Origin of the sequence: Ruegeria sp. HKCCA5929, assembly GCF_013034525.1 — a bacterium.
Classification (GTDB): Bacteria; Pseudomonadota; Alphaproteobacteria; order Rhodobacterales; family Rhodobacteraceae; genus Ruegeria.
In genome coordinates, this window is the sequence record NZ_WQGE01000001.1 from 507,815 (window position 1) to 522,071 (window position 14,257).

Consider the following 14,257-nt stretch of genomic DNA (forward strand, 5'->3'; position numbering starts at 1 on the left):
TTGCTAGAAATTCTTCTGTGACCGTCACCGAAAGGGACCAGCATGTTTCGTGTCTTTATGATTCTGTTTCTCTCGCTCAGCGCTGTTTCAGCTACGGCACAGACCCTGCCGACATCCGCCGGGAACATTGAAGTGACCAAAATGGTTGGTGGCCTGGATACACCTTGGGCAGTGGGCATCCTACCGGACGGGACGTTCCTGGTAACCGAGCGGGACGGTGATTTGCTGTTCGTTCGGAACGGCAAGACCAACACGGTGCGCGGTGTTCCCAAAGTCGCTGCCACAGGGCAGGGCGGACTGCTCGACGTGACGATCCCCCGCGATTTCGCGCAAAGTCGCGAGGTCTTTCTGACCTTCTCAAAACCTCAAAACCAAGGGGCTGGAACAGCGGTCGCTGTGGCGCGCTTATCCGAGAACGGAAAACGCCTGACCAATGTGCGCGTGATCTACGAGGCCACGCCCGGCGGATCAGGTGGCAGGCATTTTGGCAGCCGCGTTGTTGAGGCACGGGACGGAACGTTGTTTGTAACGATCGGCGATCGTGGAAAGCCTGACAGCGCGCAAGACAGGTCATCTCCGATGGGTTCGGTCATTCGGATCAATCGGAACGGGTCTATCCCAGCTGACAACCCATTCGTCGGGCAATCGAACGTCAAACCCGAAATCTGGTCTTTTGGGCATCGCAACCCTCAGGGGGCCGCGCTGGATGCGCGGGGGCGGCTATGGATTTCAGAACATGGGGCACGTGGCGGGGATGAAGTTAACCAACCGCGCGCGGGTCGAAACTACGGCTGGCCCGTCATTTCTTATGGCACGCATTATTCTGGTCAGAAGATTGGCGAGGGCACCGCAAAGGCCGGATTGGAACAGCCGAAACTGTTTTGGGACCCTTCCATCGCACCCTCTGGTCTGCTGGTCTATTCCGGTAAACTTTGGCCGCAGTGGAAAGGCGACATTTTCGTTGGGTCGTTGAAGTTTGATTATATCGCCCGACTTGCAGGCAACCCGCTGCGCGAAGTCGAGCAAATCAAGGGCCCCGAGACTGAGCGCGTGCGCGACATTGTCGAGGCCCCGGATGGATCGATCTGGTTCATTTCGGTTGGGAAGGGTGCCGTGTACCGAATGGCACCCCAGGGTTAAACTGACAACCGACCGCTTTGCGCCCCACGCTCACGGTAGGGGGTGGTGTTGTAGTGCGCGCGGTAGCACTTTGAGAAATGACTGGGCGAGGCAAACCCGCAGGCAAGCGCTACGTTGATCACACTCATGTCCGTCTGCATCAAAAGGTTCCGTGCTTTGTGCAGTCGAAGCTCCATATAATAGCGCTTTGGCGAACGGCTAAGGTAACGGCGGAAAAGACGCTCCAGCTGTCTGGTCGACATTCCTACATCCTTGGCCAGAATCGAAGGTGAAATCGGTTCTTCGATATTCTTTTCCATCATCAGGATAACCTGGCTGAGTTTGGGATGGCGCACACCAATCCGGGTCGGTGTCGAAAGGCGCTGCGTGTCCTGATCCGTCCGGATCGACGAATAGATCATCTGGTCCGCCACCGCATTTGCCAGATCTTCCCCAAAATCATCCGCAATCAGTTTCAGCATCAAATCGATCGAGGATGTTCCGCCCGCAGTTGTCATGCGGCTACCGTCGATCTGGAACACCGATTTCGTCAGCTCTACCTCGTCAAACTCTTCGACAAAGCTGTCCGAGTTTTCCCAATGAATCGTTGCCTTCTTGTCGTCGAGCAAACCGGCTTTGGCCAACGTGTAGGCTGCGGTGCACAGCCCACCGATTCGCAGCCCTCGGCGCGCTTCGCGCCGAAGCCAGTTCAGAACGCGCTTGGTGGTCGCTGTTTGAACGTCCACGCCGCCGCAGATCAGAACCACATCATCGCGTTGCAGCTCCTCAAGATCCGTATCCAGCTTGAATTCGGTTCCCGCTGAGCATGTCACGGTTTCACCGCCTTCGCCCGACAGCGTCCAAGTATACAATTCCTGGTTCGCCATACGGTTTGCGATCCGCAAACTATCAAGGGCCGAGGCAAAAGACAGCAACGAGAACTTGTCCAGAAGAACAAAAACATAATGGCGCGGGATGGCCTCAGCGTCTTCCACTGTGACTGCCTGGCGTTGCACTTGCATGGCGGGTTGTCCTTACTTCGGCGCTGAATACGGCCGTATCCAGCGACAGATTTAGAACTCACCATGATCAAAGCTTGTTTGCGCCGTCAAGAGGCGCAAATGGGATATGGTCACTCTTCAAAGCTTTTTGTATAGAGGCCACCTGAACACTTCAGCGGAGATCAAAGCTATGACCGAATGGCAAAAAACGAACTGGCGCAACAAGCCCCGGGTTCAGATGCCAGACTATACCGACGCGGCCGCTCTGGCCAAAGTCGAGGCTCAGCTTTCACAGTATCCCCCGCTGGTCTTTGCCGGTGAGGCGCGGCGTCTCAAACAACACCTGGGTGCCGCCGGTCGCGGCGAGGCCTTCCTGCTGCAAGGCGGGGATTGTGCTGAAAGCTTTGAACAATTCAGCGCGGATGCGATCCGTGACACCTTTAAGGTGATGCTGCAGATGGCAATGGTTCTGACCTATGGCGCAAAAGTGCCGGTGGTCAAAGTCGGCCGTATGGCGGGACAGTTTGCCAAGCCTCGCAGTGCACCAACCGAGGTGTTGGATGGTGTGGAACTGCCCAGCTATCGTGGTGACATCATCAACGAACTGGCCTTCACGCCCGAAGCGCGCATCCCGAATCCTCAGAAAATGCTGCAAGCCTATACACAGGCTGCTGCCACTCTGAACCTGCTGCGGGCATTTTCGACCGGTGGTTTCGCAGATATGAGCATGGTTCATTCTTGGACCCTTGGGTTCACCGATGAACAGGACGTGCAGAAGTATTCCGAGATTGCCGATCGCATTCAGGACACCATCGACTTCATGGAAGCGGCCGGGATCACGGCGGACACCACACACGAGTTCTCGACCGTCGAATTCTACACCAGCCACGAAGGGCTGCTGCTGGAGTATGAAGAGGCGCTGACGCGTCTGGATTCGACCTCGGGCAACTGGCTGGCAGGGTCTGGCCACATGATCTGGATCGGCGACCGCACGCGTCAGCCGGACGGTGCTCATGTGGAATTCTGCCGTGGCGTTCTGAACCCAATCGGCCTGAAATGCGGCCCAACGACAACGGCTGAAGACCTCAAGGTTCTGATGTCCAAACTGAACCCCGAAAACGAAGAGGGTCGCCTGACCCTGATCGCGCGCTTTGGTGCGGGTAAAGCAGGTGAGCACCTGCCGCGTCTGGTCAAAGCCGTGAAGGAAGAAGGCGCCAATGTTACCTGGGTCTGCGACCCGATGCACGGCAACACGATCAAATCGGCCACGGGTTACAAGACCCGTCCGTTCGATTCTGTCCTGCGCGAGGTGCGTGACTTCTTTGGCGTACATCAGGCCGAAGGCACCATCCCCGGTGGCGTGCATTTCGAGATGACTGGTCTGGATGTAACCGAATGCACCGGCGGCGTGCGCGCGGTGACCGAAGAAGATCTGTCGGATCGCTACCACACCGCCTGCGATCCGCGTCTGAACGCGTCCCAGTCGCTGGAACTGGCTTTCCTTGTGGCTGAAGAGCTGACAAACCTACGCCGCAACGGCAGCAAACGCGCCGCCAGCTAAACGGTCGTAAATCAATTGAAGCAGCGGGCCATTGGTCCGCTGTTTTTCGTTTTGTAAAACGTTAGTCGTCGCGTGACACCACCAATCGCAAGTGATTGGCAGGGCGTTTGAATTCGCCTTCGTCTTCCGCGAACCCTTGAACAGGTTGTGGTGCTACTGCGCTTGGGGTCTGAATATCAGCAACCGGCTTGACCCGCGTATCCGAGATTGAGAACCGTCGAGGTGTTTTACCAATAGTTCCGTCAGCGACCATGACACCCAAAACGCGGCTGACATCGCCGAGATCACTTTTCAACGGCAGCAGGATCATTCGGGCCTGCATCCGTGCGCGACCCATTATTCCGCCCGAGATCAGACCCAACTCTGCAGCAGCGGGCGCAGCAAACACCTGCTCAAGCACATCTTTGACCCCCACGCGATCGTCGGGCTGGAAGAACGCGGTCAAGGGCATGCCCCGCACTTCCATCCCCGCAAGCGCGTTTAAATGGCTTCCGGCCAGACGAAACCGGGCAAGACCGGGCGCGATACGCTCTAGTATAAACGTGTATTCCAGGATGTTTTCCAAACCGCGCGGATCGATCTGAGAGCGCATGGGAACGCTGTCACCGCCCAGCAACGCGGTCCAATACGCCTCGGCCTGGCGGATCGGCGAAAGGCTGCGCCCATTGTCAAAGCGATCCATTGCGACGATCTTTCCAAATTCTGACCCGGAACCAATCCCGAAAAAGGTTTTCATCTTCTTACCCTTACGCCAAAAGGCCGCCATTTTCCTAAAATGCAACACATCGGGAGCATCCGCGGCCTGCAACCCATTGCTTTGGGCAGTTTGACTCGGGTTAATTCAATTTTGGAGCAATTCTTTAACGAATGGTTAACCCGCACCAAACAATTGCCACGTCAGCAAATACTTGCTCTGCACCGGCCTATAGCATTAGGTGCAGCAGATGTTTGAGGTTGCAGAACCGCTAGAAAGGGCAGGAATGATCAGATCCATGACCGGGTTTGCCTCGGGAAAGGGGCAGCACGGGCCACATAGCTGGACGTGGGAACTGCGCAGCGTAAACGGCAAGGGCCTTGATATGCGCCTGCGCGTGCCGGATTGGTTGACGGGTTTAGAAGCCGCGCTGCGGTCAAAACTGTCCAAATCCCTCAGCCGCGGGAATGTTACTCTGTCGATGCGTCTGAGCCGCGAAGACTCGGCCCCGGACCTAGTCCTGAATGAAACCGCCATGAACGCGGCGCTGACCGCGCTTGAGCAGACAGAGCAGATGGCGTCGTCGCGCGGAATTTCTTTGGCACCAACGCGGGCATCAGACCTGTTGGCCTTAAAGGGGATGCTGGATGCAGGTTCGGACGCAGATGATCCAGGCCCATTGGTTGCGCATCTTACTGCTGAATTTGACACCCTCGTAAGCGCCTTCCTCGACATGCGCAGGGCTGAAGGCGACGCCTTGACCACTGTCCTGAACACGCAACTGGATCAGGTCGCCACTTTGACCGCGAAGGCAGCTGAACTGGCGGAAAAGCGCAAGGACAAGATGGCAGAAGCCCTACGGGAAAACCTGGCACGGGTTCTGGACAATTCTCAGGGTGCGGATCCCGAGCGCGTAGCACAAGAACTCGCTATGATCGCCGTCAAAGCCGATATCACGGAAGAGATCGACAGGTTGGCGGCACATGTTACAGCCGCGCGCGATCTGTTGGGGCAGAACGGTGCCGTGGGCCGCAAACTGGATTTTCTGATGCAGGAGTTCAACCGTGAGGCCAACACGCTGTGTTCAAAGGCCCAAAGCTCGGACCTGACGGCGGTTGGGCTTGAGCTTAAGGCGGTAATAGATCAAATGCGCGAGCAAGTGCAGAACGTAGAATGAGTATGGGAACAACTGACATGGCGGATCGCCGCGGCCTTTTAATCATCCTGTCATCTCCGTCCGGGGCGGGCAAATCCACATTGGCCAAACGGTTGATGGCCTGGGATACGGATCTGGAATTTTCGATCTCGGCCACGACCCGCGCACCGCGCCCCGGTGAAGAACATGGGCGCGAGTATTTCTTTCTGTCAGAGGACGAGTTCAAGCAGCAGGTTGCCGAAGGGCAGATGCTGGAGCACGCCCATGTTTTCGGAAACTTCTACGGCTCACCCGCTGAACCCGTGCGCAATTCGATCAACACTGGCAAGGACGTTCTGTTCGACGTTGATTGGCAAGGTGAGGTGCAGATCAGAAATTCCGATCTCGGTAAACACGCCCTGTCGATCTTTATTCTGCCACCGTCGATCCCCGAACTGCGCCGCCGTCTTGAGACACGTGGTCAGGACAGCGATGACGTCATTGGCAAGCGGATGCTCAAAAGCTGGGATGAGATCAGCCACTGGGGCTACTACGACTATGTCCTGATCAATGACGATCTTGAGGCGACCGAAGAAAAGTTGAAGACCATTGTCAGCGCCGAGCGAATGCGCCGCATCCAGCAACCAAAGCTGCAACAACATGTGCGTAAACTGCAAAACGAATTCGAGGGCCTTTCATGACCATTTACGCGCTGGGGGATCGTACGCCCGAGATTCACGAAGACACATGGGTCGCACCTGATGCCAACCTGATCGGCAAAGTGGTGTTAGAGCAGGGTGCCTCGGTTTGGTTTGGCTGCACGATCCGCGCCGATCACGAGGAAATCCGTGTCGGCACAGGCAGCAATGTTCAGGAAAACTGCGTCATGCATATCGATGCGGGCTTTCCTTTGACCATCGGTGCAAATTGCACGATCGGGCACAAGGTAATGCTGCATGGGTGCACCATTGGCGACAACTCTTTGATCGGCATGGGCGCAATTGTTCTGAACGGTGCCAAGATCGGGCGGAATTGCCTGATTGGGGCAGGGGCCCTGATCACCGAGGGCAAGGAAATTCCAGATAATTCGCTGGTCATGGGTGCGCCGGGCAAAGTCGTGCGTCAATTGGACGAGGCGGCGGCGCAACGCATCACGCTCAGCGCGCTGCATTATCAGGAAAACATGCGCAAGTTTCGCAAAACTTTAAAACCCGTCTCGTAAGGCGTCCGGGCCAATTGAGATGTAAGTCATGTCCACCAACCTGTTAGACGAATTTGTCCGAGCTATTCCGATGCCTGCGCTGATGGTGGATCAGACAGAACGGATAATAGCTGCAAACACCGATGCAACGACTCTGCTTGGCCTGAATATAGTCGGTCGGCATTTCGCCACGATCTTGCGGCAACCTCAGGTATTGGAAGCCATCGAACAAAGCCTTCAGTCCAAGAGCACGAAAAAGACGCGTCACCTGTCCAATGACGGCGCGCAGGACACGACATTCGAAGTTGAGTGCCGCTATATGAAGGGGATTGGTGCTGTGTCCGGCGGTGCCATACTGGCCACGTTTCAGGACATCACCCATCTGGAACATGCCAGTCAAATGCGTCGGGATTTCGTGGCCAATGTCAGTCACGAGCTGCGTACTCCACTGACTGCGTTGATGGGCTTTATCGAAACCCTGCGCGGACCGGCGCGTGATGATCCCGGCGCACGTGACAGGTTTCTCCAGATCATGACAGATGAAGCCAACCGGATGAACCGTTTGGTCGGTGATTTGTTGTCGCTCAACCGCGTCGAAAGCGAAGAACGCGTGCGACCCAGTGAGCAACTGGAACTTACCGGGTTGCTACAATCCATTCTGAATTCTGTTCGTCCGCTTGCCGAGGATGCAGGCATAGACCTGACGCTTGAGGCTCAGGACGGTCCGGTCTCAGTGACCGGCGACAGTGACCAGCTGCGTCAGGTTTTCACCAACCTGATCGAGAACGGCATAAAATATGGCGGCAGCGGCGGAAACGTTTTGGTTCGCGTTTTGTCTATGGACCGGGACACAGCGATGCGCGGCCCGTCGGTGCGCGTACAAGTCATCGACCGGGGCCCCGGTATTGATCCGATTCACCTTCCACGATTGACCGAGCGATTCTATCGCGCGGACAGCCACAGATCCCGACAATTGGGCGGAACCGGACTTGGGCTTGCCATCGTCAAACATATTGTCAATCGCCACCGGGGCCGGCTGCGTGTTGAAAGCGAGCTGGGTAAAGGCTCTGTTTTCACGGTGATTTTGCCACGTTAGCCCCTTGTCGGGTCGAACCTCGCGCAGCTTACGTTTGCAAAGCCGGGTCACTTTACGACAAGTAAAGCGTTACAAAACGCAGGTTGTCATAAAACCGTTACACACTTGTCACAAAAGGCTTACGCACGCGGCCTAGGGGTTCGCGCAGGATCATCATGGGGGTGATCAAACATACCTTTTCAGGGAGACTGAAATGTCCTTTGTCAAACTGTCGGCTTCTGCGCTGGCGATTGCTGCCGTCTCGGCAACCACTGCTGCTGCCCGTGACAACGTACAGGTTGCCGGTTCGTCGACCGTTCTGCCTTATGCTTCGATTGTTGCTGAACTGTTCGGTGAAAACACCGACTTCCCGACCCCGGTTGTAGAATCCGGCGGCTCTTCGGCCGGTCTGAAGCGTTTCTGTGAGGGTGTTGGCGAAAACACCATCGACGTTGCAAACGCATCGCGTAAAATCCGCGAAAAAGAAATCAAAGCCTGTGCCGAAAACGGCGTGACCGACATCATGGAAGTCCGCATCGGTTATGACGGCATCGTATTTGCCAGCCAGCAATCCGGCCCTGCCTTTACCGCGTTCGAGCCTGCCGACATTTACAACGCCATCGGTTCGAAAGTCATGAAAGACGGCGCGCTGGTCGACAACAGCTTCAACAGCTGGGCCGAATTCAACGCCGATCTGCCGGACGTTGAAATCGCAATGTTCATCCCGGGCACCAAGCACGGCACTCGTGAAGTGTTCGAAGACAAAGTTCTGCTGGAAGGCTGCGAAGCCACTGGCGCCATGGAAGCCATGGTTGCAGGCGGCATGAGCGAAGATGACGCCGAAGACGCATGCCTGGACGTCCGCACCGACGGTAAGTCGGTCGACATCGACGGTGACTACACAGAAACTCTGGCGCGCATCGACACCAACCCCAACGGCATCGGCGTGTTTGGTCTGGCGTTCTATGAGAACAACACCGACAAGCTGAAAGTGGCCACCATGGGCGGTATCGCACCGTCGACCGAGACCATCGCTTCGGGTGAATACCCTGTGTCGCGTCCGCTGTTCTTCTACGTCAAGAAAGCGCATATCGGCGTGATCCCTGGCCTGAAAGAATACGCACAGTTCTTTACTGCTGACGAAATCGCAGGCGGTTCCGGCCCTCTGGCCAACTATGGCCTGGTTGCAGATCCTGAGCTGGCCAAGACCCAGGACGCCATCGCAAACGAAGTTACCATGGGTTCGGGCAGCTAATCCCGCCTTTGGCTTGAATGACCGGGGGCGGCAGCTTATGCCGCCCCCAACTGTGTTTTCCGAAATTCCCAGCCAAGACCTTACGGGGGTGTCATGCCGATACTATGGCTCTTTCTGATCGTGCTTGCGATCGCCGCAGTCGGTTATGTGTCAGGACGCGCACGCGCCTTGCAAAGCGCAGGCGGAGACAGCAGGAACCTGCACTCGCTGCCAACTTACTACGGCGCAAATGTAGCCCTTAAAGCGATTGTACCCGCCTTTGGTCTGCTGATCATTTGGCTGCTGGCCCAGCCGCTGTACGTGTCGTCTCAGGTTTCCGAAATGATCCCAGAGACTTCCGTCAAAGAAGGCTCGTCCCTGAGCCTGGTTATGGCTGAAGTGCGCCGCACGGCGGACGGGCTGAACAACGCTGTGGCAGCCGGCGTGCTCTCGGAAGATCAGGCCAGCAACGCGCGCGCGGACGTAACCGACGTGACGCAACGCCTGAAAGATGCCGGGCAGGTGGTGACGTCCGAGATCACTCAACCGGTTCTGCGGGCTGCACAAAGCTACCGCGCCATGAATTCCACCGGTTACGCGATCATGACGGGTGCGGTCATCCTGGTGGCTCTGATTGGAGCCGCAATCAGCTGGTTTCAGACACATTCCGACTACCGTGCCCGCAACGTGGTCGAGCAGGGGGTCCGCTTTCTGCTTCTGGCTGCGGCCTCTATCGCGATTCTGACGACCATCGGAATCGTTCTGTCGCTGGTTTTCAACACGTGGGAGTTCTTCAAACTCTATCCCGCGTCTGACTTCTTCTTTGGTACAACCTGGGCGCCCAGCTTCTCGGGCCGCGGCGGCGCATCGGATCTGGGGATCATCCCTCTGCTGTGGGGCACGTTCTATATCTCGTTGGTGGCTCTGCTGGTGGCTGTGCCCATCGGACTGTTTGCCGCGATTTACCTCAGCGAATACGCCTCATCCCGCGTACGCTCTGTCGCCAAGCCGCTGCTTGAGGTTCTGGCCGGAATCCCGACCATCGTTTACGGTCTGTTTGCCCTGCTGACTGTCGGCCCGCTTTTGCTGGATGTGTTCGGCGATAACGGTTTGGGCTGGATGAAGGCAGGTACAGCCGTAATGACCGCCGGTATTGTCATGGGCATCATGCTGATCCCATTTGTTTCGTCTCTGTCTGACGACATCATCAACGCGGTACCTCAAGCGATGCGCGACGGATCTTACGGTTTGGGTGCGACCCAATCTGAGACCATTCGCCAAGTAGTTCTGCCAGCCGCATTGCCTGGGATCGTCGGCGCGATCCTTTTGGCAGCGTCGCGGGCGATCGGTGAAACCATGATCGTAGTTTTGGGGGCAGGGGCCGCTGCAAGGCTCAGCCTCAATCCTTTTGAAGCTATGACAACCGTCACCGCCAAAATCGTCAGCCAGTTGACCGGTGACGCAGACTTTGCCTCGCCCGAGGCGCTTGTCGCCTTTGCCCTTGGCATGACCCTTTTCATCCTCACGCTGGGGCTCAACGTTTTTGCCCTCTACATCGTGCGTAAGTATCGGGAGCAGTACGAATGACCGACGCAAGCATGGACACCCCGAACGCAGGCCGTCACGCGACTTCGTTGATGGCCACGGACGCACGGACAAAGAAGCGAGCGAATGCAGAAAAACGCTTCCGGGCCTACGGCATCGTTGGAATTGCGACCGGGCTTTTCTTTTTGATCGTGCTGTTCGCTTCGATCCTGTCGCAGGGCATCCCGGCCTTTCAGCGTACCGTCGTGAGCGTCGAGTTCACTCTGTCGCCGGCACAACGCGACGAAGCGGAAGGCACTCTGTTCAAGACCAAAGCCTATTCCGACCTGTTTATCGGTGCGCTGAACGATCAGTTGACCGAAAGCGGTGTAACCGTCGATTTCGATCAGGACGCGATTGAGCGTCTTTTGGGTAAAGTGGGTGGCACGATCCGCACCTTTTACACGGACAACCCAGACAAATTGGGGGAACCGGTGCAGTTCGATCTGGCCGCCTCAAGCCGGGTTGACGGGTACTTCAAGGGTCGCGTTTCGCGTGACACCCTGCAAGACAGCCGCTTCCTGCAGCTCAGCGACCTGGATCTGGTCGATGCCCTGAAAGAGGCAGGTATCATCAAACAGGCATTTAACTGGCCCTTCATTACAGGTGCAGACTCGGGCGTGGACAACCCCGGAGGGGCGGGCATCGGCGCTTCGGTTGTTGGTTCGTTCTTCATGATGCTGGTGGTTTTGGCGCTGTCATTGCCCATCGGTGTCGCGGCTTCAATTTACCTTGAGGAATTCGCACCGCAGAACCGGTTTACGGACCTGATTGAGGTGAATATCTCTAACCTCGCAGCCGTTCCGTCGATTGTGTTCGGTATTCTGGGTCTGGCCGTGTTCATCCAGTTTATGCATCTGCCGCAATCGGCGCCCTTGGTCGGTGGACTGGTGCTGACCCTGATGACGTTGCCGACAATCATTATCTCGACCCGCGCTTCGCTGAAGGCGGTTCCCCCGTCGATCCGTGACGCGGCATTGGGGGTAGGGGCCTCGAAAATGCAGGCCGTGTTTCACCACGTTCTGCCCCTGGCCGCACCGGGCATTCTGACCGGCACCATCATTGGTCTGGCGCAAGCCCTGGGCGAGACCGCACCGTTGCTTCTGATCGGCATGGTGGGCTTTGTGGCGCGTGGTTATCCCGATGGCTTCGTTGCTGGCTTTACCGAGCCGAACTCGGCCATGCCAGCGCAGATCTACACGTGGGCCGCGCGCGCCGACGTTGGGTTTTACGAGAAAGCCTGGGGCGGCATTATCATCCTTTTGATGTTCCTGCTGACCATGAATATCATCGCAATCATCCTGCGCCGCCGCTTTGAACGCCGCTGGTAAGAGGGGGGCAACAATGAACGACATGACACGAGTGGAGAGAGCCGTGGACTCCAAAGACATCAAGATCAACGCCAAAAAGGTTCAGGTCTATTACGGCGACACTCACGCCATCAAAGACGTGGATGTTGCGATTGAAGACAAGACCGTGACCGCCTTTATCGGCCCGTCGGGCTGCGGCAAATCCACGTTTCTGCGCTGTCTGAACCGGATGAACGACACCATCGACATCTGCAGGGTCGAAGGCGATATCCTGCTGGATGGCGAAGACATCTACGACAAACGCGTTGACCCGGTTCAGCTGCGCGCCAAGGTGGGAATGGTGTTCCAAAAGCCGAACCCGTTCCCCAAGTCGATCTATGACAACGTGGCCTATGGCCCACGCATTCACGGCCTTGCAAAGAACAAGGCAGAACTGGATGAAATCGTTGAAAAATCCCTGCGTCGTGGCGCGATCTGGGATGAGGTAAAAGACCGTCTTGATGCCCCTGGCACCGGCCTTTCGGGCGGTCAGCAACAGCGTCTGTGCATCGCCCGCGCCGTGGCCACTGAACCGGAGGTTCTGCTGATGGACGAGCCATGCTCGGCGTTGGACCCAATTGCAACCGCGCAAGTTGAAGAACTGATTGACGAACTGCGCTCGCGCTATTCGGTGGTGATCGTGACCCACTCGATGCAGCAGGCCGCACGTGTCAGCCAGAAAACCGCCTTCTTCCATCTGGGAAATCTGGTCGAGTTCGGGGAAACCGGACAGATCTTTACCAACCCTGTAGATCCGCGCACGGAAAGCTACATCACCGGCCGTATCGGCTGAGTTCAGGTATTTGACAATGAGCGAACAACATATTGCATCCGTATTCGATCGCGACCTCGAGGCGATCCAAGCGCATATCATGAAGATGGGCGGGCTTGTCGAAGCCGCCATCATGAGCGCCGCGCGCTCGTTAGAGACCCGCGATGTGGAACTGGCGCAGCAAGTGCGGCAAGGCGACAAAGCCATCGATGCGCTGGAAGATATCATCGACGAAGAAACCGCGCGCCTGATCGCACTGCGTGCGCCCACAGCCAGCGACTTGCGGTTGGTGCTGTCTGTCCTGAAAGTCTCGGGCAATCTTGAGCGGATCGGTGACTATGCCAAGAACATCGCCAAACGCACCACGGTCCTGGTCGATGCGGGCGAGATCAACGGAAGCGCTGCAGCTCTGCGTCGTATGGCGCGCGAGGTCGAACGGATGCTGCGCGATGCGCTGGACGCCTATATTCAGCGTGACGCAGAACTGGCGACTGATGTCATAAATCGCGATGAAGACGTGGATCAGATGTATAACGGTCTATTCCGCGAATTCCTGACCTTCATGGCTGAGGATCCGCGCAATATCTCTTCCTGTATGCACCTGCATTTCATCGCCAAAAACATCGAGCGCATGGGAGATCACGTCACCTCGATTGCCGAGCAGGTGGTCTATCTGGTCACCGGGGAACGCCCAACCGAGGCACGGCCCAAGGCCGACACCACGTCGCAAACCGTGTAGGAGACGACCGAAATGTCCGCAGATCAACCGACAGTTCTGGTGGTTGAGGATGAACTGGCCCAACGCGAAGTGCTGGCCTACAACCTCGAAGCAGAAGGGTTTCGCGTCTCGAAAGCCGCCAGCGGCGACGAGGCCATGTTGCTGGTGGATGAAGATTGCCCCGACATCATCGTTCTGGATTGGATGATGCCGAACCTCAGCGGCATCGAAGTCTGCCGCCGCCTTAAAAGCCGGCCCGAGACGCGTTCAATTCCGATCATCATGCTGTCGGCGCGTACTGAAGAAGTCGACAAGGTGCGTGGTTTGGAAACCGGTGCGGATGACTATGTGGTCAAACCTTATTCTGTTGTCGAACTGATGGCGCGCGTTCGCACACAACTTCGCCGGGTTCGTCCGGCCACTGTTGGCATTCGCCTGGAGTTCGACGATATCGTTCTGGATTCTGAGACGCACAAAGTGAGCCGCGACAGCAAGCCTCTGAAACTTGGTCCAACCGAGTTCCGGCTGCTCAGCACCTTCATGGAAAAGCCGGGCAGGGTCTGGAGCCGTGAGCAACTTCTGGACCGTGTCTGGGGCCGCGACATCTATGTCGACACAAGAACGGTTGATGTTCACATTGGACGTTTGCGCAAAGCCTTGACGCAACACGGTGGAGAAGATCCCGTTCGCACGGTACGCGGCGCTGGATACGCGCTCGGCTGAAGTTGGGGCAGAACTGAAGTTTTCCGGATTATAGTTGTCCAAAGCACGTCGTATGAGATTTCGACGTGCACTGTGTTTTACCGTATAAACC

General features: G+C 56.8%; 14 protein-coding genes. 12 read left to right on the forward strand and 2 right to left on the reverse strand.

Annotation, left to right across the window (positions count from 1 at the left end; genetic code table 11):
- Window positions 1-42 precede the first annotated feature (42 nt).
- Window positions 43-1,140: a PQQ-dependent sugar dehydrogenase gene (locus GOV90_RS02465; protein WP_171090019.1), complete on the forward strand. Its 1,098-nt coding sequence runs from the start codon at window positions 43-45 to the stop codon at window positions 1,138-1,140.
- Here GOV90_RS02465 and GOV90_RS02470 read toward each other — a convergent pair.
- Window positions 1,137-2,141: a GlxA family transcriptional regulator gene (locus GOV90_RS02470; RefSeq protein WP_171090021.1), complete on the reverse strand. Its 1,005-nt coding sequence runs from the start codon at window positions 2,139-2,141 to the stop codon at window positions 1,137-1,139. The genes GOV90_RS02465 and GOV90_RS02470 overlap by 4 nt on opposite strands.
- A 169-nt stretch (window positions 2,142-2,310) precedes the next feature.
- Here GOV90_RS02470 and GOV90_RS02475 point away from each other — a divergent pair, with 169 nt between their 5' ends.
- Window positions 2,311-3,681, forward strand: coding sequence for a class II 3-deoxy-7-phosphoheptulonate synthase (locus GOV90_RS02475; protein ID WP_171090023.1), 1,371 nt, complete (start codon window positions 2,311-2,313; stop codon window positions 3,679-3,681).
- A gap of 61 nt (window positions 3,682-3,742) precedes the next feature.
- Here the strand turns inward: GOV90_RS02475 and GOV90_RS02480 are convergent, their stop codons facing one another.
- Entirely contained in the window at window positions 3,743-4,417 is a 675-nt protein-coding gene (locus GOV90_RS02480) for a PAS domain-containing protein (RefSeq protein ID WP_171090026.1), read from the reverse strand.
- Between the two features lie 244 nt (window positions 4,418-4,661).
- Between GOV90_RS02480 and GOV90_RS02485 the strand changes: the two genes are divergently transcribed.
- From GOV90_RS02485 to phoB, 10 genes are all read left to right on the forward strand, one after another.
- Window positions 4,662-5,552 carry a YicC/YloC family endoribonuclease gene (locus tag GOV90_RS02485; protein WP_171090028.1) on the forward strand — a complete coding sequence of 297 codons (891 nt, stop codon included), beginning with the start codon at window positions 4,662-4,664 and terminating at the stop codon, window positions 5,550-5,552.
- A gap of 17 nt (window positions 5,553-5,569) precedes the next feature.
- Window positions 5,570-6,211: a guanylate kinase gene (gmk, locus tag GOV90_RS02490; protein WP_171090030.1), complete on the forward strand. Its 642-nt coding sequence runs from the start codon at window positions 5,570-5,572 to the stop codon at window positions 6,209-6,211.
- Complete coding sequence (locus GOV90_RS02495; protein WP_171090032.1) at window positions 6,208-6,732, forward strand: gamma carbonic anhydrase family protein; 525 nt, start codon at window positions 6,208-6,210, stop codon at window positions 6,730-6,732. Before gmk ends, GOV90_RS02495 begins: the two co-directional genes overlap by 4 nt.
- A 28-nt stretch (window positions 6,733-6,760) precedes the next feature.
- Window positions 6,761-7,807: an ATP-binding protein gene (locus tag GOV90_RS02500; RefSeq protein WP_171090034.1), complete on the forward strand. Its 1,047-nt coding sequence runs from the start codon at window positions 6,761-6,763 to the stop codon at window positions 7,805-7,807.
- A gap of 193 nt (window positions 7,808-8,000) precedes the next feature.
- Window positions 8,001-9,041: a substrate-binding domain-containing protein gene (locus GOV90_RS02505; RefSeq protein WP_171090036.1), complete on the forward strand. Its 1,041-nt coding sequence runs from the start codon at window positions 8,001-8,003 to the stop codon at window positions 9,039-9,041.
- Between the two features lie 93 nt (window positions 9,042-9,134).
- Window positions 9,135-10,607 (forward strand): phosphate ABC transporter permease subunit PstC, encoded by a 1,473-nt coding sequence (gene pstC / locus GOV90_RS02510; RefSeq protein ID WP_171090038.1) that lies wholly within the window; start codon window positions 9,135-9,137, stop codon window positions 10,605-10,607.
- Window positions 10,604-11,935, forward strand: coding sequence for a phosphate ABC transporter permease PstA (gene pstA, locus GOV90_RS02515; RefSeq protein ID WP_171090040.1), 1,332 nt, complete (start codon window positions 10,604-10,606; stop codon window positions 11,933-11,935). The genes pstC and pstA overlap by 4 nt, the downstream gene beginning before the upstream one ends.
- 13 nt (window positions 11,936-11,948) lie before the next feature.
- A complete protein-coding gene (gene pstB / locus GOV90_RS02520; RefSeq protein WP_171090042.1) occupies window positions 11,949-12,746 on the forward strand; it encodes a phosphate ABC transporter ATP-binding protein PstB in 798 nt (265 codons plus the stop codon).
- A gap of 16 nt (window positions 12,747-12,762) precedes the next feature.
- A complete protein-coding gene (phoU, locus tag GOV90_RS02525; protein WP_171090044.1) occupies window positions 12,763-13,464 on the forward strand; it encodes a phosphate signaling complex protein PhoU in 702 nt (233 codons plus the stop codon).
- A 12-nt stretch (window positions 13,465-13,476) separates the two neighbouring features.
- Window positions 13,477-14,166 carry a phosphate regulon transcriptional regulator PhoB gene (gene phoB, locus GOV90_RS02530; RefSeq protein WP_171090046.1) on the forward strand — a complete coding sequence of 230 codons (690 nt, stop codon included), beginning with the start codon at window positions 13,477-13,479 and terminating at the stop codon, window positions 14,164-14,166.
- Window positions 14,167-14,257 lie beyond the last annotated feature (91 nt).